Origin of the sequence: Thioalbus denitrificans, assembly GCF_003337735.1 — a bacterium.
Lineage (GTDB): Bacteria > Pseudomonadota > Gammaproteobacteria > DSM-26407 > DSM-26407 > Thioalbus > Thioalbus denitrificans.
The window spans coordinates 25,161-48,519 of sequence record NZ_QPJY01000013.1 but is presented as its reverse complement, the minus strand read 5'-3'; the positions used below and the strand labels follow the sequence as shown (position 1 = coordinate 48,519).

Here is a 23,359-nt window from a genome sequence, read left to right as displayed (position 1 = left end):
ACGATGCAATGAGTGAAGGCGGCACGAGGGTGGCTGCCGGCAGTGGCGCGTTTGTCGCCCTGCTGGGGGGGTATTTCCTGCTGCATCTGGTCTTGCGGCTGTTCCTGTCGGACAGCTTCGAGCTGGACGAGGCCGAGCAGCTGCTGATGACCCAGCAGCTGGCCTGGGGCTATGCCTCCCAGCCGCCTCTCTACACCTGGTTGCAGTGGGGCTTCTTCGCCCTGTTCGGCAAGGGCGTGCTGGCGCTGTCGCTGCTCAAGCAGCTGCTGCTGTTCACGGCCTTCGCGTTCTGTTTCCTCTCCGCCCGGCTGGCCTTCGGCGGACGCTTGCTGCCCGCCGTGCTGGTGACGCTGTCGCTGCTGCTGCTGCCGGAAATCGCCTGGGAGTCGCAGAAGGATCGCAGCCACTCGGTGTTGATGCTGGCCCTGTGTAACCTCTCCTCCTACCTGGTGCTGCGCTTCCGCGCCCGGCGGCAGACGCTGGATTACCTGCTGCTGGGGCTGGTGCTGGGGCTCGGGCTGCTGTCCAAGTACAACTTCGCGCTGTTCGCCCTGGCGCTGTTCCTGGCCGCGCTGCTGGCCCCCGCCTGGCGGGCGGCGGCCCGGGATCCGCGGATCCTGCTCGCCATCGCCATAGCGGTGGCGCTGTTCCTGCCCCACGGCCTCTGGGTCCAGGAGCATGTCCAGGCGGCCACCGGCGATACGCTCCAGGCGCTCAAGGTCTCCGGGCCCGGGCTGGAGGCGTTCCTGCGTGGGCTGGGCTCGCTCACCTATGAGACGTGGCTGTTCCTGACCCCCTTCTGGCTGGTGGCGCTGCTGGCGTTTCCGGGGATGTTCCGCTGGCGGACCAGTACCGCTGTGGACCCATTCGCCGTCGAGGTGCGGGCGCTGCTGGGGCGCTTCTTCGTGGTGGTGTTCGTGCTGCTGGTGGTGATGATGCTGGTATTCGGCTTCTCCCAATTCAAGGCGCGCTGGCTGGAGCCGTTCCTGTTCCTGGTGCCCCTGTTTCTGTTTCTGCGCGGGGATTGGGAGGCATGTGGGGAGAGGCGCCGGCGGGTGTATTTGGGCGTGACACTGGTGTTTGCGGTGCTGGTGCCGGCGCTGCTGGCTGCCAGCGTGCTGGGTGGTTCATTCCGCGGCAAGTTCACCCGCCTCGGCCATCCCCTGACCGCCATCGCTGAACAGTTACGCGCGGCAGGATATGAAGGCGCCCGGGTCTATGCCGATCGCCGCTTCGTGGGCGGCGCCCTGCTGGTCCACCTCGACAGCCCCGCCACCCAGGTGCCGGGGGCGGAGTTCGCACCGGCGGGGCCGGACGGGCGCGTGGTCATGGTCTGGCAGGGCCCGGCGGAGGAGCCGCCGGCGGATCTCGTCGGGATCGTCGCCCGGGACACGGGCGTGCCCGGGGACCGCCTGCCGCCGCCGATCACCCTCAGGGCGCCCTATCTCCACAGCGACCAGGAGTACGAGATCCGGGCGGTGCTGCTCGATAAGGCCATGCTGGCGGCGCTGCGGGAGGAGTGAGCCGGGTCCCGCGCGGGCTCAGTGCTCCCGGTGCCAGATGAGCTCCCCGTTCCGGTAGACCGCCTTGATGCGGTGAAGCGGAATGGTGCGCGGCACCCCCTCCGCGTCGATGAGCTCGAAGTCGAACCGGTCGCCCGGCTCGAAGCGGAGCTCGCCCAGGGGCACCCGCACGATCGCCCCCTCCACCCGGTCGTAGTAGCCGATCACGAACTCCCCCCGCCCGAACTCCGGGTCCCAGCGGATGCGGCTCAGCAGTTCGTGGATGGGGACCATCGCGGTGATTCCTCCCGGCCGACTTGCAGGGCAGAGGGGGCACGATCACGTAGTTTCAGTTCTTGTTCAAAGATCTCACCGATAAACTTGATCTGTTCCTTGTTGAAAAGGCGTTGATAGGGCACGTTGCTGTCACGGTAGTTTGACTTTTCTCGTTCATTCAGTCTGCCGCTGAATGGTATTCCAAGCATTTTGAAAATGCATGTCAGTTCTTCGTCGAGATTCTCGTACTTGATGATGTGGTCGACAAGGATATTCTGGTTTCTGTCGCAGTACAGGGGGTAGTTGAGGCAAAAATTGCCATCGGAAAAATATTTTTCCACCGTCAGATCCGGGTGCTTGTTTTTCTGGTGGTAGAAGTGAGAAGCGGTTTTGTCCCAGGGGTTTCTTTCCACGCAGAATTTGAAATAGCTGTTCCATATCTTCTCCGGAATTCTTGCCCTGAGCACCATGGCCGGCATATGGCTGTAATAATTTTTTCTGTTGAAGAAATGGCCAAGCGCCTTGATCGCATCTTTGGGGCCGAGCGCCATTTCCTTTATGGGGCTGAACAGGCCTCGGTGATTCCTCGCTGTATGGTGGACCACCGGTGGTGATATTTCTGTCAGTACATCATCCAGGCCGCAATGCCTCGACAGGTAGGATTCGATGCTGGTCCCAGCCGTTTTCTTGGTTTTTATAAAAATGAATTTGTATTTGTGCGAAATGATCATGAATTCCCTTTCATGTGTGTCGTTGCGGTGGAGCCCGCTTGTCCAAGCTAGCGTGCAGGGATATGGCGTTTCCTGTGTCTCATGCGCTCGAGATGGTCTTGGCGCAATGTCGTGCGGCGACGGACCTGACGTTCACCGGTGGTCTGGCGCAGGGTGAAAGTGAAGCACCCTGTGTGCTGGCAGGAGCCGTTGCAGGTAGTCGGTACATTGTCCGGGTACGTGCCGCAGTCTGGTGAGACTCGGCATCCTGGTACCGGAAGGGGAATTGGCAGGGGGTGTCCATGGGGTGACATTCCGTGGTCGTCGATCCGGACATCAGGCGATGGCCCGATCATGTCCGGGGGGATTCCTTCCCTGGCCTCCACCAGGCGGCGAAGGCAACACGACTCATAGGTTAAACGAAAGGGTATCCTATTTCGAGTAGGGACCCGGTGGAGTCTTTGTTGCAGTGCGGGTTTTCAGGGGGACAAAACCCTCATGGCGCACAGTGGCTTGAGGCCCGCATGGACCACGGGGCGATCGCCAGATACGCGCAGCGGATGTGGCAGTACCCAGATTGTCCGCCCGGGCAGGCAACGACTTCAGCCGATCGAGTGCAGATGAATCTGCACCTGCAACCCTTGTCCACCCTCAGCAATCGTCCGCGCATTCCCCCCGGGTGTGGATCCAGACCAGGGTGCGGTTGTTCACCGGCATTTCGTGGTCCGCGGTGAGACACAGGCCGTGCCGGCGGGCGAGCCGGTCGAGGGCCTCGAAGTCGCGGATGCCGCTGGCGGGATCGCGGGCCTTGAGCCAGGCGTCGAAGCGGGCGTTGCTGGGCGAGGTGTAGCGGCCGCCGTAGTTGAACGGACCGTAGAGGCAGAAGCGGCCGCCGGGGCGCAGCACCCGGCCCACGCCGGCGAAGAGGCGTTCCACCGCGTCCCAGGAGATGATGTGGGTGGTGTTGGCGGAGAAGATGAAGTCCGCCTGGGAAACCGGCCACTGCGCGGCGTTCACGTCGAGCGCCAGCGGCTCGCGCACGTTGGGGAGCTGCGTCTCCTCCAGCCAGGTCCGGATGCCCGGCAGGTTCTCCTCCATGTCGGTGGGCTGCCAGGTGAGATGGGGCAGGGCGGAGGCGAAGTAGATGGCGTGCTGGCCGGTGCCGCTGCCGATCTCCAGCACCGTGCCCGGGGAATCGAACTCGAAGCGCAGCACGCCGAGAATCGGTTCCCGATTCTGCTCGCTGGCCTCGGAGTAGGGCTTGGTCCGCTTGTTCAATCGTGCACCCTCCAGGGTCGACGCTGGGTTGGCCGGACTGTAGGCTTGACCGGATTCGGAGGCTTCCCTTCCAGCCTCCCCCGGGAGCCGAAGGCAATATGACAGTTAAGTTAGACGAGAACGCGGCCTACCGCGAACTCGGACCCGATCAGGTGCTCGATGCGGTGGAGAGTCTCGGTTTCCCCACCGATGGCCGCCTCCTGGCGCTCAACAGCTACGAGAACCGGGTCTACCAGGTGGGCCTGGATCCGGGCAGCCCGCTGGTGGCCAAGTTCTACCGGCCCGGGCGCTGGAGCGACGCGGCGATCCTGGAGGAGCACGCCTTCACCCTGGAGCTGGCCGAACGGGAGATACCGGTGGTGGCGCCGCTGGTCTTCGACGGCCGGTCACTCCACCGCCACGGCGTGTTCCGCTTCGCCCTCTACCCGCGCCGGGGCGGGCGCAATCCGGAGCTGGACGACCCGGAGGTGCTGGAGCAGCTCGGCCGCTTCATGGGCCGCATCCACGCCCTGGGCGAGGTGGAGCCCTTCACCCACCGGCCCACCCTCGACCTGGAGAGCTTCGGCACGGCCTCCGCCGGCTACCTGCTGGACAGCGGCCACCTGCCGGCCGAGGTGCGCCCCTCCTACGCCGAGGTCACCTCCGCCCTCCTGGAGGCGGTGCGCGCCGCCTACGGGCGGGCCGCCCCGGTGCGCCTCATCCGCCTCCACGGCGACGCCCATCCCGGCAACATCCTCTGGACCGACCACGGGCCCCACATCGTGGACTTCGACGATGCCCGCATGGGCCCGGCGATCCAGGACCTGTGGATGTTCCTCTCCGGCGACCGCGCCGCCATGAGCCTGGGCCTGTGCGACCTGCTCGAGGGCTACACCCAGTTCCACGACTTCGACCCCCGCGAGCTGCACCTGGTGGAGGCGCTGCGCAGCCTGCGCATGCTCCACTACGCCGCCTGGCTCGCCCGGCGCTGGGACGACCCCGCCTTCCCCCGCGCCTTCCCCTGGTTCAACACCCACCGCTACTGGGAGGAGCACGTCCAGAGCCTGCGCGAGCAGATCGAGGCGGTGGCGGCGCCGCCGCTGGTGTGGGATTGAGGTTGGTTTGCAATAGACAGGATTGACAGGAATTTTCAAGATTTACAGGATGTTGGTTGGGGTAATGGTGAAGGGTTAAAGGTGAAGGGATTGCCCGTTCTGGCTCCAGCCACCTTTATCCATTATCCATTGGCCATTGACCCTTCACGCACTCACGCACTCACGCACTCACGCACTCACGCACTCACGCACTCACGCACTCACGCATTCACGCACTCACGCACTCACGCACTCACGCACTCACGCATTCACGCACTCACGCATTCACGCATTCACGCACTCACGCACTCACGCATCATTTCGTGTCTTGGCGCCCTTGGCGGTGAACCGATTCAGTCCCACTTCCCCTCCAGCGCCCGCTCGAACCCGGCCAGGGTGGTGACGGGCGCCGCGCAGGCGGTGCCGGTGCAGAGGTAGGCGATCGCCTCGCCCCGGGGTCTGCGCTCGGCGAGGAGGCCCGGGAGCGCTCCGGCTTCCGCGGGGATGGCCAGCACCATCCGGCCGGGGTCGTAGGCCTTCTGCGCCAGCGCCTGCCACCGGGCCAGCGCCTCACCGTGGCCGCGCAGCACCACGCTGCGGGGCGGGTCGAGGTACTCCTCCAGGGCGGTCAGCAGGCTGGTATGGGCGTAGGGCGCCTCGCGGATGCCGTTCCAGGCGGCGCGCAGCGTGCCCTCGGCGGCGTCCAGGTAGCGGGTCTCGCCCAGCAGGTGGCCGAGGCGCAGCAGCACCTGGGCGGCGATGCCGTTGCCGGAGGGCAGCGCCTCGTCCAGCATCGGCTTGGGACGGTGGATGAGCCGCTCGTGATCGTCGGCGGTGAAGAAGAAGCCGCCGGCCTCGCGATCCTCGAAGTGGGCGAGCACCGCCTCCACCAGCTCCAGGGCGAATTCCAGGTCGCCCTCCCGCCAGCGGGCCTGCAGCAGCTCCAGGATGCCGTCGGCGAGAAAGACGTAGTCGTCCAGGTAGGCGGCGTGCCGGGCGCGGCCATCCTTCCAGCTCGCCAGCAGGCGGCCCTCCCGCCACAGCCCGGTGCGCAGGAAGTCCAGCGCCTGCTCCGCCGCCTGCAGGAAATCCTCCCGCCCGAGGAGGCGCCCGGCCCGCGCCAGGCCGCGGATCATCAGCCCGTTCCAGGCGCTCAGCACCTTGTCGTCGCGGCCCGGCCGCACCCGCTTCCCGCGGGCCTGGAACAGCCGTTCCCGGGCCGCCTCGAAGCGCCGCGCCGCCTCGGTCTCGTCGATTCCCAGCCGCCGCGCCGTCTCCGCCAGGGAGTGGAAGACATGGGGATACCAGCGGCCCTCGAAGTTCGGCTCGCCGTCGAGGCGGAAGCGGTGGGCCGCCACGGCGAACTCCCCGGGGCTGAGCAGCGCCTCCACCTCCTCGCGGGTCCAGGTGTAGAAGCGGCCCTCCTCGCCCTCGCTGTCGGCATCCAGCGCCGAGGTGAAGCCGCCCCCCGGGGCGCGCATCTCCCGCAGCGCCCACTCGCCGGTCTCGGCGGCGATGCGGGCATAGAAGCCGTTGCCGGTGGCCTGGGCCGCGTCGGCGTAGACGGGCAGCAGGAGGGCGTTGTCGTAGAGCATCTTCTCGAAGTGGGGGATCATCCACTCGTTGTCCACCGAGTAGCGGCAGAAGCCCCCGCCCAGCTGGTCGAACAGCCCGCCCATGGCCATGCGCGTCAGGGTCATGGCGGCCATCTTCAGCGCCGTCTCGTCCTCGTTGCCGCGCACGCGGCTGGCGTGCCAGTGGCGCAGCAGCCGGTTGAGGTTGTCGGGGTGGGGGAACTTGGGCGCCTGGCCGAAGCCGCCGTGGCGGGACTCGAAGGCCGACTCCAGCTGGGCCCGGGCATCCTCCAGGGGGGCGCCGTCGAGAATCTCACCGCCGGCCGGGGCCGGGTTGAGGCGGGTCATGGCCTCGCCGAGGGCCCAGGCGTGGCCGGCCAGGTCATCGGCGTGCTCCCCGTACCACTCCGCCACCCGTCGGCAGAGGTCGGTGAAGGCGGGCAGGCCGTGGCGCGGCTCGCGGGGGAAGTAGGTGCCGGCGAAGAAGGGGGTGTGATCGCGGGGGTCCAGGAACACCGTCAGGGGCCAGCCGCCGCCCCGGCCGGTGAGCAGCTGGTGGGCGGTCTGGTAGATCTTGTCCAGATCCGGGCGCTCCTCGCGATCCACCTTGATGTTCACGAACAGGCGGTTCAGCACCGCCGCGGTCTCCGGGTCCTCGAAGGATTCGTGGGCCATCACGTGGCACCAGTGGCAGGCCGAGTAGCCGATGGAGAGCAGGATGGGGCGGTTTTCCGCCCGCGCCAGCGCCAGCGCCTCCTCCCCCCAGGGCTGCCATGCCACGGGGTTGTGGGCGTGCTGGAGCAGGTAGGGGCTGGTTTCCGCGGCAAGGCGGTTGGAGTGGGCGGGGGCGTGGCTCATGGCGGGCTCCGGTGAATATCCGACCGAAACAGTCTACATTGGCCGGCCAGGAGTGGATACACCGAGAGCGCGGGGAAGAACGGTTTTCCGTGTTCCGTATTCAGAGCGTCCCCGTTCGGCTCCAGCCACCTTTATCCTTTGTCCATTATCCATTGACCCTTCACGCACTCAATTGACCCTTCACGCACTCACGCACTCACGCACCCACGCACCCACGGAACACGGAACACGGAACACGGAACACGGAACACGGAACACGGAACACGGATGAGCGGCCCTCTTACCTTTATCCATTCACCTTTATCCTCGTATCCATAAACCCTCATCCCTTGTCCCCAAAAACCCCAGTATTCATCCAGACTTATTGAGTTGAACCCCCGTTGATGCTAGATTTCCACGCTTTCTCTTCCGGGCCGGCAGGGACCTTCCAGGGTTGGCTATTTCCTCTCTCAAGCTGAAGCGGCTGGCTGCCTTCCTGCTGCTCATCGGCCTCGTCGTGGCCGTGCAGGCGTACGTGGGCTGGGGCCGGCTGCTGCAGCCGTGGCTCGCCGTGCCCTTGCCGCCCATGGCCGCCGCGGTGCTGCTGGTGATCTGCACCTACGGGCTGCGCGCGGTGCGCCTCTACGACTTTTTCGCCGAGGAGGTGCGCGGCCGTTTCCCGCTCGCCTTCAAGCTGATGCTGCAGCACAACTTCTTCAACAACCTGCTGCCGGCCCGCAGCGGCGAGGTGGCCTTCCCGGTGCTCATGCAGCGCTACTTCGACGTGCCCCTGGCGCGCTCGGTGCCGGCGCTGATCTGGTTCCGCCTGCTGGACCTGCACACCATCGCCCTGGTGGGGCTGTGGGCGCTCGGCGCCCTGTGGCTGCCGCCGTGGGCCATCCTCGGCCTGTCGCTGGTGTGGCTGAGCGTGCCCGGCTGGGCCTGGCTGCTGAACAACTGGCTGCTGCGGCGCATCTCCCCGCACAAGGGCGGGCTGCAGGGGCTGCTGCGCAAGGCGCTGGAGGGCTCGCCCCGATCCTCGGGGATGCTGTTCCGGGCCTGGTCCTGGACGATGGTGAACTGGACGGTGAAGCTGGGCGTGTTCGCCTGGGTGCTGGCGCTGTTCGTGGACGTGAGCCTGCCCGGCGCGGTGCTGGGGGTGTTCGGCGGCGAACTCACCAGCGTGCTGCCCATCCACGGCGTGGCGGGTGCGGGCACCTACGAGGCGGGCATCGTCGCCGCCCTCCTGCCCCAGGGGCTGGACGGCGAGTCGGCGCTGGGCGCGGCGGTGAACCTGCACCTGTTCCTGCTCGGCGTTACCCTGATCGGGGGCGCCTTCAGCCTGGTCATGGGCCGCAGCCATGGGCGTTGACCGGCAGATCCTGCTCTGGATCAACCAGGACTGGGCCCAGCCATGGCTGGACACCCTGTTCGCCTGGGTCTCCGAGCGCGGCGCCTTCTCCATCCCGCTGCTGCTGGCCATCCTGGCGGGGCTTGCCGCCTGGCGCGGACGGGACGGGGTCAAGCTCTGGGGGCTGCTGATTCTCGCCGTCCTCCTGGGCGACGGCATCGGCAACCTGCTCAAGCACCTCATCGAGCAGCCCCGGCCCTGCTTCGAGGTCTGGGAGCTGCTGCGCCCGCCCGGGGGCGGCGCGCCGCGCCAGTGCAACGCCCCGGTGACGGGCATGCCCTCGAACCATGCCCTGAACTTCTTCGCCGCCGCGGTCTTCCTTGCCCTGACCGTGCGTGCGCGCTGGCTCACCGTGGCCATGGCCGTGATCGCCGTGCTGGTGGCCGTCTCCCGGGTCTACCTGGGCAAGCACTACCCGAGCCAGGTGCTGGCGGGCGCCGGCATCGGCCTGGCCTGGGGGGCGCTGGCGGCCGGGCTGGCGCTGCGCTTCCTGCCCTTCGCCCGGCGCCTGCGGCCGCAGGCACCCCCGGCGGGCAACGGGACGGCGACCCGCTTCGAACCCGTCGACCTGCCGCCCATGGCCGCCCCGGCAGGCGGGGGGACTCCCGCCTGGGCCGCGCGCCTGGCCGCCCGTCCCGACTGGCAGCTGCTGCTGGGGCTGGGGCTGGCGCTGGTGGCGCTGCGGGCGCTGCTGGCCGCCGCCGCGGGACTGGAGATGCACTTCGACGAGGCCCAGTACTGGGAGTGGTCACGCCACCTGGACTGGAGCTACTACTCCAAGGGGCCGCTGGTGGCGTGGCTCATCTTCGCCAGCGAGAGCCTGTTCGGCCATGGCGAGTGGCAGACCAGGCTGCCGGCCTGGATCGCCGCCAGCGGCTGGCTGGCGCTGCTCTTCGCCCTGGCCCGCGACCTGGGCGGCGGCCGCGCCGCGGGCTGGTGGGCGGTGCTGCTGGGGCTCACCACGCCGCTCTACTTCACCCTCGGCCTGGTGATGACCACCGACGTGTTTCTGTTCCTGTTCTGGACCTGGGGGCTGTGGGCGGCGGTGCGGGCGCTGGAGGGTGGCCGCTCCCGGGCCTGGCTGGAGCTGGGCGCGGCGGTGGGCCTGGGGGCGCTGACCAAGCTCTCCATCGGGCTGCTGCCGGCCATCGTCGGGCTGCTGGTGCTGCTCTCGCCCGCCCGCTGGCGCCACCTGCGCGACCCGCGGCTGTGGGACGGGCTGGCGCTGATGGTGGTGCTCATGAGCCCGGTGCTGGTCTGGAACGCCGCCAACGACTGGGTGATGCTGCGCCACGAGTTGGGCCACGTGGGGCCGGACACCTGGTCGCTGGGAAGGCTGGGCGAGTTCGTCGGCGGGCAGTGGCTCGCGCTGTCACCGCTGGTGGCGGCGCTGGCGGTGACGGTGCTGTGGCGGCGTCCCGCCGGTGCGGCGCGGCGCCTGGTCTGGATCGTCTCCCTGGCGGGGCTGGCCTTCTTCCTGTTCAAGGCGGCCACCGGGAAGGTGCAGCTGAACTGGGCCGCGCCGGTCTATATCGGTTTCCTGGCCCTGTTCGCGGGCGCCATTCCGGGGCTCGGCCGCGGCGCGCGGCGGGTGCTGGCCGGCGGCATGGCGCTGTCGGTGGCGATCGTGGGCCTGGCCCTGTTCCCCATGGTGCTGGGGCTGCCCGCGGACCGCGCGCCGCTGCACCGCCTGCGCGAATGGTCCGATCCGGTGGCCCGGCTCGCCGCCCAGGCGCCCGCGGCCCGGTTCGCGCTGGTGGACGACTACAAGATGGGGGCCTGGATCGCCTACTACTGGCCGCGGGAGATCCCCGTCTACCAGACCGGCGACAGGGATCGGCGCTACAACCAGCGCGACCTGTGGCCGGGACCGCAGCGGGAGGCGGGCCGGACCGGGCTCTACGTGAGCGACGACCCGGAGCTGCCGGCGGTGGTGGAGGCCGCCTTCGCCCGCTGCAGCGCGCTGCCGGTGGTGCCCGCGGTGGATGCCGACGGACGGGTGATCCGCCTGCTGCGCGGCTACCTGTGCGAGGATTTCCGGCCCGTCGACTGGCCCGAGCCGGGCAAGTACTGAGCCCGGTCCCCCCATGAGCCCGCAATCGAACCACAGCCCGCCGCTCGCAGCCGCCGAGCACCGGGCGCTGCTGGCGCTGGTGCTGCTGGCCGTGGTGGCGGGGTTCTGGGTGGGCATCGGCTCGGTGCCCCTGTTCGACCTCGACGAGGGGGCCTTCAGCGAGGCCACACGCGAGATGTTCGAGCGCGGGGATTTCATCTCCACCTACCTCAACGGCGAGCCCCGCTACGACAAGCCGATCCTGGTCTACTGGCTGCAGGCCGCGGCGGTGCTCGCCTTCGGGGTGAACGAGTTCGCCTTCCGCCTGCCCTCGGCGCTCTCGGCGAGCCTCTGGGTACTGCTGGTGGGCGCCTTCATGGGCCGGGTGGCGGGTCCGCGCGAGTCCCTCTACGGCGCCGGACTGACCGCCACGGCGCTGATGATCACGGTCATGGCCAAGGCGGCCACGGCCGACGCGCTGCTCAACGTCCTGCTCGCCGCCGCGGTGCTGGCCGCCTACCTGCACCTGCGCGAGGGGGGGCGGCGCTGGATCCTTGCCGCCTTCGCCTGCGCCGGGCTGGGCTTCCTGGCCAAGGGACCGGTGGCGGTGCTGGTCCCGGCGGCGGTGACCTTCCTCTACTGCCTCAGCCGCCGCGAGCCCGGGCGCTGGCTGCGGGCCATGTTCCATCCCGGCGGGCTGCTGCTGTTCGCGGCCATCGCGCTGCCCTGGTACCTGGCGCAGTACCTGAAGGAGGGCGACGCCTTCATCCAGGGCTTCTTCATGAAGCACAACGTGGGCCGCTTCTCCTCGCCCATGGAGGGGCACGGCGGGGGGTTCCTCTACTACCTGCCGGTCCTGCTGCTGGGGGTGCTGCCCCACACGGCCCTGCTGTTCAGGGTGTTCGCCCGCTGGCGCGCGGTGTGGGCCGACGACCTGCAGCGCTTCATGCTGCTCTGGTTCGCCTTCGTGTTCGTCTTCTTCTCCCTCTCCGGGACCAAGCTGCCCCACTACCTCAACTACGGCTACACCGGGCTGATGGTGCTCATGGCGCTGCACCTGGACGGGCTCCGCTCGCGCTGGCTCACCCTGCTGCCGGGGCTGCTCTACCTCGGCTTCCTCATGGCCCTGCCGCGGCTCATCCTCGCGGCGCTGCCGCTGGTGGAGGACCCTTACTACCGGGCGGCGCTGGGCGCGGTGGACGAGTATGCCGGGGCGGCCTGGTACGGCGGCTTCGCCGCGGCGCTCGCGGTGGGGCTCTATCTCGCCGTCGAGCGGCGGCGGCCGCCGGGGCAGAAGCTGCTGGTGCTGGGCGCGGTGCTGGCGCTCGCCAATTCGACGCTGCTGTTCCCGCTGGCCGGCGACCTGCAGCAGCGCCCGGTGCGGGAGGCCGCCGCGGTGGCCCGCCAGCTCGACGCCCCCCTGGTGATGTGGGGCATCAACACGCCGAGCTTCAGCGTCTACGTGCAGCGGGTGGTGCCGCGCCGGGAGCCGCGGCCGGGCGAGGTGGTGCTCACCAAGAGCCACCGCCTGGAGCGCCTCGGGGACTACACCCTGCTCTACGACCGGCAGGGCGTGGCGCTGGCGCGGGTGCGGCCATGAGGCTCGACTACGACATTCCGGCGGTGGGGCGTCTCGGCGATCCCCGGGTCTGGGCGGTGCCGCTGCTGGCGGCCGCCGCGCTGCTGATCGTGGCCATGGGCGACAACAACCTGGCCCTGTTCCGCTTCCTCAACGGCTGGGGCGCCGTGACCGGCGACAGCGTCTGGGCGGCCCTGACCGTGCTCGGCGACACGGTGGTGGCGCTCACGCTGCTGGCGCCCTTCATCGGCCGGCGCCCCGACATCATCCGGGCCGCGGTGGTGGCCGCCGTGCTGGCGACCCTCTACGTGCACGGGCTGAAGGACCTGCTGGCCCTGCCGCGCCCGCCGGCGCTGCTGGACGCGGCGACGCTGCACATCATCGGGCCGGCCTTCAAGGCCGGCTCCTTCCCCTCCGGCCACACCACCACCATCTTCACCCTGGCCGGCGTGGTGGCGCTGCACTTCCCGGGCCGCTGGCACACCCGCTCCCTGGCGGTGCTGGCCCTGCTGGTGGGTCTGTCGCGGTCGGTGGTTGGTGTACACTGGCCGGTGGATGTGCTGGCCGGCGCCGGCGGCGGGTGGCTGGCCGCCGTGGCCGGCACCTGGATCGCGCGGCGCTGGGCCTGGGGGCTCTCGGGCCGGGCGCAGGCGCTGTTCGCGGTGCTCCTGCTCGGTTGCGCGGCGACGCTCCTGGTGGGACAGAAGACCGGCTACGGCGTGGAGAACTGGCAGCGGCTGATTGCCGTCGTCTGCCTGCTGCCCCCGCTTCTGCGCCTGTTCGCCCGCCGGGGAGCGGCGACTCCAGGGCACTTCCAGTAATCCGGCCGCCCGGCGACCGTTTTCCATTCATCGAGCAGAGGCTTGCAAGCAGACGTGACCACCGACACTCCCACTTCCGACACGCCCGTCTCCGAGAGCCTGTCCATCGTCATTCCCATGTACAACGAGGAGGACAACGTGGTGCCCCTGCTGGCCCGCGTGCACGAGGGGCTGGCCGGCTACGCCGGACCCTGGGAGCTGATCCTCGTGGACGACGGCAGCACCGACGCCACGGTCGCGCGCCTCCAGGACGAGGCGCGGCGCTACGGCAGCCACGTGCGCGTCGTGACCCTGCAGCGCAACTTCGGCCAGACGGCGGCCATGCAGGCGGGCATCGATCATGCTCGCGGCACGGTGGTGGCCATGCTCGACGGCGACCTGCAGAACGATCCCGTGGACATTCCGCGCATGGTGGCGCGGCTGGTGGCCGAAGACCTGGACATGGTGGCCGGCTGGCGCAAGAACCGCCAGGACAACCTGTGGCTGCGCAAGGTCCCCTCGCGCATCGCCAACCGCCTCATCGCCCGCATCACCGGCGTGCACCTGCACGACTACGGCTGCAGCCTGAAGGTGTTCCGGGGCGACGTCATCCGCGACGTGCGCCTGTACGGCGAGATGCACCGCTTCATCCCCGCCTGGGTGGCCTCCCTGACCTCGCCGGCGCGCATCAAGGAGATGGTGGTGAACCACCACGCGCGCAAGTTTGGCGAGTCGAAGTACGGCCTGTCGCGGGTCTACCGGGTGCTGCTGGACCTGCTGTCGGTCTACTTCTTCATGCGCTTCCGCGCCCGGCCGGGGCACTTCTTCGGCCGCATCGGCCTGGTGTTCGGCGCCATCGGCGGCGTCGCGCTCACCTGGCTGCTGGGGGTGAAGCTGTTCCTGGGCGAGGATATCGGCACCCGCCCGCTGCTGCTGGTGGGCATCCTGTTCGTGGTGATGGCGGTGCAGTTCCTCACCACCGGCGTGCTGAGCGAGCTGCTCACCCGCACCTACTTCGAGTCGGGCACCACCCGCTCCTACACCGTGCGCCCGCCGCGGGGCGAGCAGCCGGAGCCGGGCTGGAAGCAGCCCGCCGGCCGCGCGGCGCGGGCCTGAGGTGGAGACCGTGACGGAGTTCCATCCCCTGCGCCTGAAGCGCGGCGAGGAGCGGCGCCTGCGGGCCGGCCACCTGTGGGTGTTCAGCAACGAGGTGGACGTGGAGGCGACGCCGCTGAAGACGCTGGAGCCCGGCGTACCGGTGGTGATCGAGGATTACCGCGGCCATGCGCTCGGCACCGGCTACGCCAATCCCCACTCGCTCATCGGCGCGCGGCTGGTGAGCCGCGACCCGAAGCACCCCTTCGGCCCCTCGCTGCTGGTGCACCGGCTGAAGGTGGCGCTGGCCCTGCGCGAGGCGCTGTTCGGGCGGCCCTTCTACCGCCTGGTCCACGGCGAGAGCGACGGACTGCCGGGGCTGGTGGTGGACCGGTTCGGTGAGGTGCTGGTGGCGCAGATCACCACCGCCGGCATGGAACGGCAGCGGGAGGCGGTGACGGCAGCGCTGGAGAAGGTGCTGAAACCCGCGGCCATCCTGTTCCGCAACGACACTTCCATCCGCACCCTGGAGGGGTTGGATCTCTACGTGGAGCCGGCGCTGGGCCCGGTGCCGGAGGAGGTGGAGCTGGAGGAGAACGGCGTCCGCTTCCGCGCGCCGCTGCTCGGCGGCCAGAAGACCGGCTGGTTCTACGACCACCGCGACAACCGCGCCCGGCTGGCCCGCTACGTCGCCGGCCGGCGGGTGCTGGACCTGTTCAGCTACCTGGGCGGCTGGGGCGTGCAGGCCGCCGCGGCGGGCGCGGCCGGGGTGCTGTGCGTGGACGCCTCGGCGCCCGCCCTCGAGCGGGTCCACGGCAACGCCGCCCTGAACGGGGTGGCGGAGCGGGTGGCGACCCTGCAGGGCGACGCCTTCGAGGCGCTGAAGGCCCTGCGCGAGGAGCGCGAGCGGTTCGACGTGGTGGTGCTGGATCCGCCCGCCTTCATCAAGCGCCGCAAGGATGTGAAGGAGGGCGTCGCGGCCTACCGCCGCGTCAACCAGGCCGCCATGCAGGTGCTGGGCCGGGACGGCATCCTGGTCTCCTGCTCCTGCTCCTTCCACCTGCAGCGCGACACCCTCCGCGACACCCTGCTCGGCGCCGCGCGCCACCTCGACCGCAACCTCCAGATCCTGGAGCAGGGGCACCAGGGGCCCGACCACCCCATCCATCCCGCCATTCCCGAGACCGAGTACCTGAAGGCCTTCTTCACCCGCGTGCTGCCGGCCTGAGACCGGCGGTCACGGGCGGGCGGCGCCGGCGCGGACAGCGGCGTTTCCCGGTGGCGGCAACGGACTCGCCACGGGAGGCGATGGGGAGGTGCGATCGAGGGAGGGATAAAAATAAAAAATTGACCAAAATCAATAATATTACTGACATTGGTCATTTATTTCGGGGGCCGGCGGCTTTACTTTGACCTCTCCGCCGCGCAGGTTCTAAATATAACAGAAATTCCCCGGTTCGGGAGGTCAATCATGCAAGCCCTGGTGGATCGCGACTTCATCGTACGCAACGCCGCCGACATCATCGGCCTGTTCGGCGTGGGCGTCTACCTCAATCTCATCCTCATGCGCCGGACCGATCTGTTCGAGGCGGTGGCCGACTGGCACCTGCGCCACGGCATTCCCATGCCCGGACGGGTGGGCAACGCCTACCGGCTCTCCGCCCTGCTCGAGTACCGCGTGGCCCGCATCTACGGCCGGCTCGCGGAACGCTTCAGCCTCAATGCCGAGGCCCGGGATCTGTTCCGGGAGCTCGAGCGCGAGGAGATCCAGCATGGGCAGGTGATGATGCTGTGCCTGTACACGGTCCGCCAGGACTCGGCCCTGACCTTCATTCCCAGTGTCCGCGACCCGGAAATGCGCGAGATCCTGCAGAAGCTGCGGCGCATCGAGCGCAACGTCGAGGGGCTGTCCCTGGAGCAGGCGCTCGACCTGACCCTCAAGCTGGAGGAGGGGGAGGTCAACACCATCTTCGGCCGCCTGCTGAAACAGGTGGAGGATCCGAAGACCCGCTTCTTCGCGCACCTGCTCAGCCTCGCCGGCAGCCACCAGACCACCGTTCCCCCGCGGGTCGCGCGTCTGCGCGAGAGCCTCCACTCCGACGCCGCCTGAGCGCCTCTCCGCGACGGCTCCCGTCGCGGAGAGGGCTGTTGACGACGGGTCAGTGCCTGTCCAGGCCGCTCCAGCCGGGGTGGTCGAAGTAGCTCCCGTAGTTCTCCAGCGTCCGTATCACCCCCAGGGCGCCGTCGCGGCGGGAGATGTCCGGCCGCTCGCCGCGCATGACGGGCACACCCTCGATGGCGTCGGTGAGCACCGTGTGCAGGGTGGCGTCGGTCGCCGGATCGAGGTGGCAGTTCTGGAACATGTAGCCCAGCTGCGCCTCCACCCCGTCGGCGAGCTCGCCGTAGTCCTGTTCCGTCGCCACGTCGCTGTGAATGCGCGGCAGGCGCTCGTTGATCAGCGCCAGGATGGCGCCCATTCCCTGGCGCAGGGGCGCGTCGGTGGGCCAGCGCTCGCCCTGGTGCAGGCTGAGGGCCGGCGCCGGCGCGCCGCCGTGTTCGTGTTCGTGGCCCTGGGCGGCCCAGGCGGCCGGTGCAATCAGGAGTCCTGCGAGCAGGAGCGGGGTGAGTCGGTTGTGCATTGGGTGTCCTCCGGGCAGTGATTCGGCGCATGGGGTACGCGCCGGTCAAGACATTGGAAGTTGCACCCTAGCTGCTGGAACCTTAACCGAAGATTAATTAAATACACAATAAATACATCAGCTTATATATTTGATGTATATCATATACATCTATTGTGGATGTCGGCCGCGGGATTGATTTCGGTGCGCCGCAGCGGCCGGAACGGGTGTCGCGGCGTCTCAGCGGGACTGGCGCCGCCGGCATTCCCGCCGCGGGCCGGTCCCGATGGCTGGGGCATGATTCAGCCGCCCTCGGGTGCGCCGTGTTCCAGGCTATCCAGGTAGCCGGCGATGGGCTTGGGCTTGTCGACGTGGAAGCCCTGGACGAAGTCGATGCCGATCCCGCGCAGCATCTCCAGGGTCCCGGCATCTTCCACCCACTCGGCCACCGTGTACTTGCCCATGGCCTGCGCCACCACGTGGATCGCCCGCACCATGGCCTGGTCGGTGGGGTCCCGCTGCAGGTCGCGGATGAAGCTGCCGTCGATCTTCACGCAGTCCACCGGCAGGCGCTTGAGGTAGGTGAAGGAGGACAGCCCGGTGCCGAAGTCGTCCAGGGCGAAGTGGCAGCCCTGGGCGCGGAGGCTCTCGATGAAGGTCACCGCCTGTTCCAGGCTGCCGATGGCCGAGGTCTCAGTGATTTCGAAGCAGACGCGATCGCCCGGGATGGCGTGGTGGCGCAGCCGGTCGATGATGAAATCGATCATCTCGTGGCGGCGCAGGGAGTCACCGGAGAGGTTGATGCTGCAGAGCGGCTGATTCGGAGCCAGTGCCCGCAGGCGGGGATCCGCAAGTACCCGGAAGGTGTGCTCGATGACCCAGCGGTCGAGGCCGGGCATCAGGTTGTAGCGCTCCGCGGCGGGGATGAAGTGGCCGGGCGGAATGGGCTGCTGCCCGGGCGCCTCGCCCTGCATGCGGACCAGGACTTCGCAATAGCCCGGGCGGCCGGCGGCCAGCGGGCGGATCTCCTGGCAGTGGAGTTCGAGCCGGTCGTGCTCGAGGGCCTCCTGCAGGAGGGTCACCCAGCGCATTTCGCCGTGCAGGACCGACATCTCCCGGTCCCCGGGCACGAAGACCTGGACCCGGTTGCGGCCCTTGTCCTTGGCGGCATAGCAGGCGGCGTCGGCCTGGGAGAGCAGTTCCGCCGGGCTGGGGCTGTCGCGGGTGACGGGCACCACGCCGATGCTGAGGCTGACCCGGTGCACGCCCTGGCCGTGGGCGCAGGGAAAGCGGAACAGGATCGCGGCCTCCCGCAGGCCATCGGCGGTTTTCACCGCCTCCTCCAGGGGGCAGTCGCGCAGCAGCAGGCCGAACTCGTCGCCGCCGAGCCGGGCGAGGAATGCGCCGGGCGGCAGGCCCCCCTTGAGGTGGCTGCTGAGGCGGCGCAGCAGGTCGTCGCCCTCGGCGTGGCCGCAGGTGTCGTTGACGACCTTGAACTGGTCCACGTCCAGGTAGCAGAGGGCGTGCTGGGCGTCCCCGTCCTGTGTCTCGCCCACCGCCTGGAGCAGGTGGCGCTCGAACTCCCAGCGGTTGGCGAGCGCGGTGACCGGGTCGTGGGTGGCGTGGTAGGAGAGCAGGTGCTCGCCGGTCCAGGGGTGGAGCACGTCGTAGAAGACCATGACCGCGCCCACGATGCGGCCCCGGTTGTCGCGGATGGGGGCGGCGGAGTCCTGGATGATGACCTCGGTGCCGTCCCGGCGCAGGAGCAGGGTGTCGCTGCTCAGCCCGACGATCTTGCGGGAGGCGAGGCAGCGCTGCACCGGCGTGGGCAGTGCCTCGCGGGTGTAGCGGTTGAGGATGCGGAACACCTGGTCCAGGGGCTGGCCGCGGGCCTCCCGGGCGCTCCAGCCCGTGAGCTGCTCGGCGATGGGATTGAGGTGCTCGATGCGCATCTCCGCGTCGGTGGTGATGACCCCGTCGCCGATGGAGCGCAGGGTCACCTCCGCCAGTTCCTTCCTCTCGAACAGCAGCGTCGCCGAGCGTCGCGACCGGACCAGGCTGAGAGGGGTCAGGAGGCCCACGGCCAGCAGCAGCAGGCCGTTGAAGATGAAAATCCGGTCACTGCCGCCCAGGGTGTGGACACTGCGCTCCCGGGTGGCTGCGATCAGCGTATCGGACAGCCCGACCACGGCATTGACGGCGGTGGTGGCGGTGCTCATCCACGTCTCCGCGTCACCGTCGGGAACGGTATCGGGCGGGGTGCCGAGGATCGCCTCCAGCCGTGACGAGAATCCGCGCCCCATCATCAGGCCGATCTGCTGCATGTTTCTGCTGATGGCGGTCTCGGTGAGGCCGGCGTGTTCGAGTCCGGTGAGTTCATCCAGCGCCTCTTCAGCCAGTGCAAAGGTGCCCTGGAGCCGGTCATGGGCGTGGTTGTCGAGGGGCATCTCCGCACTGAGGAAATAGCCGACGATGGCCCGGCTCTGGCCGGTGAACTCGGCGAGCCGCCAGGCGAGCGAGCTCAGCCGGTAGTCGCGAAGCTCCAGCAGGCGCCCCCCGTCGGTGCTGGTGTAGATGGCCTGGGCCAGTTCCCAGAGGGCGGCGTTGAAGTTCGAGATGGGAAGGAATACTTCGTCGAGCCCAAGGGTGGGACCGTCGCTTGCGAGGGCCTTGTCGGCCCGCTTGCGCATCAGGTCGAGGCCCATGCGGGCCTCGACCAGGCGGGTGTAGGCGGTGCGGACCGGCGCGGACCGCAGCAGGGGCCCGGCGGTTCGGTCGAGTCCGGTCAGCAGGCACTGCCAGCGGAGGTCGGCCGCCTGCCGCAGCCGCTCCAGGTGCTCCAGGGCGGTTGTCCGTTTCTCCAGCGGACGACCCATGTAGACCGAGGTCCAGCCCCGCTCCAGGGCGAAGGAGGGCCCCGTCTGCAGTACCGCGTAGAGGATGTTGGTGCCGATTTCCGCACGATGCAGCGCGGCGTTCAGGCGGTAGGTTTCCCAGGTTCCCAGTGTGGCGTAGACCGTGACCACCAGGGCCAGCAACAGGGTCACGCCCTGGACGATCTTCAGCTCGTTCCGGCCGCCGTGTCTCCCGGGTTCGTCCCCTTGCCCCATCCTTTGCCTACCCCATATGGCCGTTGTTGTAATTGTGTCGTGCCCTATCGGCGCAGGGCTGGCAACGCGGCCCGCCGACCATGGTCGCCTAAAAATCTTATGAAGTTACTATGGTTTGCCGCCCCGGGGCTGTCAATTGCCGGGGAATCGCGAAATCCGCACCAGGTTCCCACGGCCGGGTGATGGCTGAAGAGCCGTTGCGGAGCTTGCTCACGGAAGGGCGGAGTGTTCCCGCTGGAGAGTTTCCGAGCGGAGCGGCCCACAGGCCGTGTCGAGCCTTGGTCGCCGAATTCAGCCCGGCAGCCATGCCGTGCCGGAGGGCGTCGGGATGGCGCGCATGGGGTGGCGGTAGAGGCGCTCGAGGTTGGCGGCGGTGAGCAGGTCCGTGGCGGGGCCGGCCTGGGTCACCCCCTCCCCGTGGAGCAGCAGCAGACGATCGCAGAAGCGCGCCGCCAGGTTCGGATCGTGCAGCACCATCAGTGCCGCCCGCCCGCCGCGGCGCAGGGTGCGTGAAAGCTCCTCCAGCACCGAGACCTGGTGGTTGAGATCCAGGTGGTTGGTGGGCTCGTCGAGGAGATAGAGCGCCGGGTCCTGGGTCAGCAGGGTGGCGATGGCGAGCCTGCGGCGCTCGCCGCCCGAGAGGGTCTGCACCGGGCGCGATTCGAACGCCCCGAGCCCCACCCGGCCCAGGGCGGCGCGGGCGGCGGCGAGATCCGCCGGCCCTTCCCATTCCCACGGCCCGAGATGGGGGTGGCGGCCGGTGAGGGCCGTTTCGAGGACGGTGGAGGGAAAGGCGTCGACGTAATCCTGCAGCAGGATCCCCAGCCGCCGGGCCACGGTCCGGCGTTCGAGACCGGGGAGCGCGCGGCCGTCCAGGCGGATCCGGCCGGCCGCCGGCGGCCGCAGGCCCGCCAGGGTGTGGAGCAGGGTGGTCTTGCCGGTGCCGTTGCGCCCCAGGATGCCCCAGCACTGGCCCGGTGCAACGGCCAGTTCCAGCCCGGCGCAGACCCGCACCCCGCCCACCTCCACCGTGAGCCCGGCGGTCTCCAGCAGGGCGCTCACCGGCGGGACTCCCGGCGCAGCAGGTAGAGGAACACGGGCACGCCCACCAGGGCCGTCACCACGCCCACCGGCAGCTGCTGGGGCGCGATCACGGTGCGGGCCAGGGTGTCGGCCAGGGTCAGCAGGACGCCGCCCAGCAGCACCGCGGCGGGCATGAGGACGCGGTGGTCGGTGGCCCCCAGCAGCCGCAGCAGGTGGGGGACCACCAGGCCGACGAAACCCACGCTCCCGGCCAGCGCCACGGCGCCGGCGGTGAGCAGGGAGGCGAGGACATAGAGGCGCAGGCGCAGGGGCTGGACCGCCACGCCCAGGGCCCCGGCCTGGAGGTCGCCGCGGGCGAGGAGATTGAGCTGGCGGGCCAGGGGCAGGGTGAGGGCGAGGCCCAGGCCGAGCACCGTGAAGCCGAGCCCCGCATGGCCGGCGTGGGCCAGGTCGCCCATGAGCCAGAACAGCATGCCCCGCAGCTGCGCGGTCGGACCGAGGCTCAGCAGGAGGCTGATGAGGGCGCCCCAGCCCGCGGCCACCACCACGCCGGTGAGCAGCAGCCGGGTGCCGGTCCAGCTGCCCTCGCCCCGGGCCAGACCGAACACCAGGAAGGTGGAGAGCAGGGCGCCGGCGAAGCCGGCCAGGGGCAGCCAGACCGCGGCCGCCCCCGCGATCATGGCGCCCAGGGCGGCCACCGCGGCGCCGCCGGAGACCCCGAGGACATAGGGATCGGCGAGGGGGTTGCGCAGCAGCACCTGCATCAGGGTGCCGGCCAGCGCCAGCAGGCCGCCGGTGGCGAAGGCGGCCAGGGCGCGGGGCAGGCGCAGCTCCAGGACGACCTGTCCCGGCAGGCCCCCATCGCCGCCCGTGGCGAGGGTGAGCAGGGTCGGCCAGCCGGCATCCAGGCTGCCGGAGACCAATGCCAGGGCGAGGCTGGCGGGAACGGCGGGCAGCAGCAACAGGATCAGGAGGCGTCCCGCGCGGCGCGGCGAGGAGGGGGGGCGGGTCAGCATCGCCGGGGGCCGCGCTTCAAGCGTAGGCCTCCGCCTCCTCGTCCACCGGCGCCGGGCGGTCGCGCAGGCTGATGACGGGCCAGCCGCGGAACTCCGCGTGCTGGCGCAGGGTCTCGTCCGGGTCCACCGCCACCGGGCTGGAGACCAGCTCCAGCAGCGGCAGGTCGTTGTGGGAGTCGCTGTAGAAGTGGCTGCCGGCCAGGTTGCGGCCGGTCTGCTCCAGCCAGCGGGTCAGGCGCTGGACCTTGCCCTCGCGGAAGCTGGGAATCCCCGCCACCTCGCCGGTGTAGCGGCCGTCCACCAGCTCCGGATCGGTGGCGATCAGGTGATCCACCCCGAACTCGGCGGCGATGGGTTCGGTGACGAAGTGGTTGGTGGCGGTGATGATCAGGAGGTAGTGGCCCCGCTGCCGGTGGCTTTCGAGCAGCGCCCGGGCCCTGGGCAGCAGGATGGGACGGATCTTCTCCGCCATGAACTCCTCGCGCCACTCCAGCAGGCGTGGGCGCGGGTTTTCCGCCAGCGGCCGCAGGGAGAAGCGCAGGAATTCGTGGATGTCGAGCACCCCGCGCACGTACTCGTCGTAGAAGCGCTGGTTCTCGCGCGCATAGGCATCGCCGTCGACGATGCCCCGCTCCACCAGGTACTGGCCCCACAGGTAGTCGCTGTCCCCGGCGATGAGGGTGTTGTCGAGGTCGAAGATGGCGAGGGTCAAGGCGGATTCGCTCCCTGGACGATCCAATCCGTAAGGATACCGTTGCGCGGGTTGCAGGTAAAACCGGGGCGGCTTGCCGCCCCGGCCTGTGTTGTGGAAGAATTGTGGTTGGTCGAAAAGGCTCGGGTGTTTTATAAGTGATTGATTCTCAGGGGTTCAGGGCAAACGTCGGGATTATCCTGACCAACGACAGGGGGCAGCTCTTCTGGGCTCGCCGCGTCGGCCAGAACGCCTGGCAGTTTCCCCAGGGCGGCATGCTGCGGGAGGAGTCGCCCGAGGAGACCCTGTTCCGCGAGCTGGAGGAGGAGGTCGGCCTGGGCGCGGCGGACGTGCAGATCATCGCCCGCACCAGCGGCTGGCTGCGCTACCGCCTGCCACGCCGCTACGTGCGGCGCAACGCCGATCCCGTCTGCATCGGGCAGAAGCAGAAGTGGTTCCTGCTGCGGCTGCTGGCGAGCGAGGACAAGGTCCGCTTCGACTGCACCGCGAAACCCGAGTTCGATCACTGGCGCTGGGTCAGCTACTGGTATCCCCTGCGCCAGGTGGTGGCCTTCAAGCGGGAAGTCTACCGTGCCGCGCTGCAGGAGCTGGCGCCGTCGCTGTTCGCCGAGCTGCGGCTGCGCGAACGCACGGCGGAACGCGACCAGGTGCGCCGGGCCTGAAGGACCGGT

19 protein-coding genes are annotated in these 23,359 nt (G+C 69.2%); 10 read left to right on the top strand and 9 right to left on the bottom strand.

All coding sequences use genetic code 11. The features are described from left to right. Positions 1–8: 8 nt before the first annotated feature. Positions 9–1,523, top strand: coding sequence for a glycosyltransferase family 39 protein (locus tag DFQ59_RS20560; protein WP_114281014.1), 1,515 nt, complete (start codon positions 9–11; stop codon positions 1,521–1,523). Between the two features lie 18 nt (positions 1,524–1,541). Here DFQ59_RS20560 and DFQ59_RS17455 read toward each other — a convergent pair whose 3' ends face one another. The 3 genes from DFQ59_RS17455 to DFQ59_RS17445 form a co-directional block, all read right to left on the bottom strand. Next, positions 1,542–1,796 carry a DUF504 domain-containing protein gene (locus DFQ59_RS17455; RefSeq protein ID WP_114281013.1) on the bottom strand — a complete coding sequence of 85 codons (255 nt, stop codon included), beginning with the start codon at positions 1,794–1,796 and terminating at the stop codon, positions 1,542–1,544. After that, positions 1,772–2,509 (bottom strand): sulfotransferase family 2 domain-containing protein, encoded by a 738-nt coding sequence (locus DFQ59_RS17450; protein WP_114281012.1) that lies wholly within the window; start codon positions 2,507–2,509, stop codon positions 1,772–1,774. Before DFQ59_RS17450 ends, DFQ59_RS17455 begins: the two co-directional genes overlap by 25 nt. A 630-nt stretch (positions 2,510–3,139) precedes the next feature. Beyond that, positions 3,140–3,766 carry a DUF938 domain-containing protein gene (locus tag DFQ59_RS17445; RefSeq protein ID WP_114281011.1) on the bottom strand — a complete coding sequence of 209 codons (627 nt, stop codon included), beginning with the start codon at positions 3,764–3,766 and terminating at the stop codon, positions 3,140–3,142. A gap of 98 nt (positions 3,767–3,864) precedes the next feature. Here DFQ59_RS17445 and DFQ59_RS17440 point away from each other — a divergent pair, with 98 nt between their 5' ends. Further along, entirely contained in the window at positions 3,865–4,860 is a 996-nt protein-coding gene (locus DFQ59_RS17440; RefSeq protein WP_114281010.1) for a serine/threonine protein kinase, read from the top strand. A gap of 332 nt (positions 4,861–5,192) precedes the next feature. Here the strand turns inward: DFQ59_RS17440 and DFQ59_RS17435 are convergent, their stop codons facing one another. Next, on the bottom strand, positions 5,193–7,271 hold the full coding sequence (locus DFQ59_RS17435) for a thioredoxin domain-containing protein (protein ID WP_114281009.1): 2,079 nt from the start codon (positions 7,269–7,271) through the stop codon (positions 5,193–5,195). A 433-nt stretch (positions 7,272–7,704) separates the two neighbouring features. On the opposite strand from DFQ59_RS17435, the gene DFQ59_RS17430 reads away from it, so the two are divergent. The 7 genes from DFQ59_RS17430 (at position 7,705) to DFQ59_RS17400 (ending at position 16,298) form a co-directional block, all read left to right on the top strand. Next, entirely contained in the window at positions 7,705–8,622 is a 918-nt protein-coding gene (locus tag DFQ59_RS17430) for a lysylphosphatidylglycerol synthase transmembrane domain-containing protein (RefSeq protein ID WP_245937310.1), read from the top strand. Continuing rightward, entirely contained in the window at positions 8,612–10,735 is a 2,124-nt protein-coding gene (locus DFQ59_RS17425; RefSeq protein ID WP_114281008.1) for a glycosyltransferase family 39 protein, read from the top strand. The genes DFQ59_RS17430 and DFQ59_RS17425 overlap by 11 nt, the downstream gene beginning before the upstream one ends. 13 nt (positions 10,736–10,748) lie before the next feature. Beyond that, entirely contained in the window at positions 10,749–12,314 is a 1,566-nt protein-coding gene (locus DFQ59_RS17420) for an ArnT family glycosyltransferase (protein ID WP_245937309.1), read from the top strand. Beyond that, positions 12,311–13,114, top strand: coding sequence for a phosphatase PAP2 family protein (locus DFQ59_RS17415; protein WP_114281007.1), 804 nt, complete (start codon positions 12,311–12,313; stop codon positions 13,112–13,114). The genes DFQ59_RS17420 and DFQ59_RS17415 overlap by 4 nt, the downstream gene beginning before the upstream one ends. Before the next feature lie 54 nt (positions 13,115–13,168). Further along, positions 13,169–14,209: a glycosyltransferase family 2 protein gene (locus DFQ59_RS17410; protein WP_281268265.1), complete on the top strand. Its 1,041-nt coding sequence runs from the start codon at positions 13,169–13,171 to the stop codon at positions 14,207–14,209. A gap of 10 nt (positions 14,210–14,219) precedes the next feature. Then, on the top strand, positions 14,220–15,416 hold the full coding sequence (locus DFQ59_RS17405) for a class I SAM-dependent rRNA methyltransferase (RefSeq protein WP_342768457.1): 1,197 nt from the start codon (positions 14,220–14,222) through the stop codon (positions 15,414–15,416). Between the two features lie 243 nt (positions 15,417–15,659). Continuing rightward, positions 15,660–16,298: a ferritin family protein gene (locus DFQ59_RS17400; RefSeq protein WP_114281005.1), complete on the top strand. Its 639-nt coding sequence runs from the start codon at positions 15,660–15,662 to the stop codon at positions 16,296–16,298. 49 nt (positions 16,299–16,347) lie between these two features. On the opposite strand, the gene DFQ59_RS17395 is transcribed toward DFQ59_RS17400, so the two are convergent. The 5 genes from DFQ59_RS17395 to DFQ59_RS17375 all read right to left on the bottom strand — a co-directional run bounded on the left by DFQ59_RS17395 (position 16,348) and on the right by DFQ59_RS17375 (position 22,688). Then, positions 16,348–16,827, bottom strand: a complete 480-nt coding sequence (locus DFQ59_RS17395) for a hypothetical protein (RefSeq protein ID WP_114281004.1) — start codon at positions 16,825–16,827, stop codon at positions 16,348–16,350. A 281-nt stretch (positions 16,828–17,108) separates the two neighbouring features. Continuing rightward, a complete protein-coding gene (locus tag DFQ59_RS17390; RefSeq protein ID WP_114281003.1) occupies positions 17,109–19,916 on the bottom strand; it encodes an EAL domain-containing protein in 2,808 nt (935 codons plus the stop codon). A 291-nt stretch (positions 19,917–20,207) separates the two neighbouring features. Beyond that, positions 20,208–20,978 carry an ABC transporter ATP-binding protein gene (locus DFQ59_RS17385; protein WP_114281002.1) on the bottom strand — a complete coding sequence of 257 codons (771 nt, stop codon included), beginning with the start codon at positions 20,976–20,978 and terminating at the stop codon, positions 20,208–20,210. After that, entirely contained in the window at positions 20,975–21,976 is a 1,002-nt protein-coding gene (locus tag DFQ59_RS17380) for a FecCD family ABC transporter permease (protein WP_114281001.1), read from the bottom strand. Before DFQ59_RS17380 ends, DFQ59_RS17385 begins: the two co-directional genes overlap by 4 nt. A 16-nt stretch (positions 21,977–21,992) precedes the next feature. Further along, positions 21,993–22,688 carry a histidinol-phosphatase gene (locus DFQ59_RS17375; RefSeq protein WP_114281000.1) on the bottom strand — a complete coding sequence of 232 codons (696 nt, stop codon included), beginning with the start codon at positions 22,686–22,688 and terminating at the stop codon, positions 21,993–21,995. A 137-nt stretch (positions 22,689–22,825) separates the two neighbouring features. Between DFQ59_RS17375 and DFQ59_RS17370 the strand changes: the two genes are divergently transcribed. Continuing rightward, positions 22,826–23,350, top strand: a complete 525-nt coding sequence (locus DFQ59_RS17370; RefSeq protein WP_114280999.1) for an RNA pyrophosphohydrolase — start codon at positions 22,826–22,828, stop codon at positions 23,348–23,350. Positions 23,351–23,359 lie beyond the last annotated feature (9 nt).

Bases quoted from the DNA above. Each gene is read 5' to 3' on its own strand.
- DFQ59_RS20560 (WP_114281014.1), top strand. From the start codon at position 9: ATGAGTGAAGGCGGCACGAGGGTGGCTGCCGGCAGTGGCGCGTTTGTC.
- DFQ59_RS17455 (WP_114281013.1), bottom strand. From the start codon at position 1,796: ATGGTCCCCATCCACGAACTGCTGAGCCGCATCCGCTGGGACCCGGAG.
- DFQ59_RS17450 (WP_114281012.1), bottom strand. From the start codon at position 2,509: ATGATCATTTCGCACAAATACAAATTCATTTTTATAAAAACCAAGAAA.
- DFQ59_RS17440 (WP_114281010.1), top strand. From the start codon at position 3,865: ATGACAGTTAAGTTAGACGAGAACGCGGCCTACCGCGAACTCGGACCC.
- DFQ59_RS17435 (WP_114281009.1), bottom strand. From the start codon at position 7,271: ATGAGCCACGCCCCCGCCCACTCCAACCGCCTTGCCGCGGAAACCAGC.
- DFQ59_RS17425 (WP_114281008.1), top strand. From the start codon at position 8,612: ATGGGCGTTGACCGGCAGATCCTGCTCTGGATCAACCAGGACTGGGCC.
- DFQ59_RS17420 (WP_245937309.1), top strand. From the start codon at position 10,749: ATGAGCCCGCAATCGAACCACAGCCCGCCGCTCGCAGCCGCCGAGCAC.
- DFQ59_RS17415 (WP_114281007.1), top strand. From the start codon at position 12,311: ATGAGGCTCGACTACGACATTCCGGCGGTGGGGCGTCTCGGCGATCCC.
- DFQ59_RS17400 (WP_114281005.1), top strand. From the start codon at position 15,660: ATGCAAGCCCTGGTGGATCGCGACTTCATCGTACGCAACGCCGCCGAC.
- DFQ59_RS17395 (WP_114281004.1), bottom strand. From the start codon at position 16,827: ATGCACAACCGACTCACCCCGCTCCTGCTCGCAGGACTCCTGATTGCA.
- DFQ59_RS17390 (WP_114281003.1), bottom strand. From the start codon at position 19,916: ATGGGGCAAGGGGACGAACCCGGGAGACACGGCGGCCGGAACGAGCTG.
- DFQ59_RS17380 (WP_114281001.1), bottom strand. From the start codon at position 21,976: ATGCTGACCCGCCCCCCCTCCTCGCCGCGCCGCGCGGGACGCCTCCTG.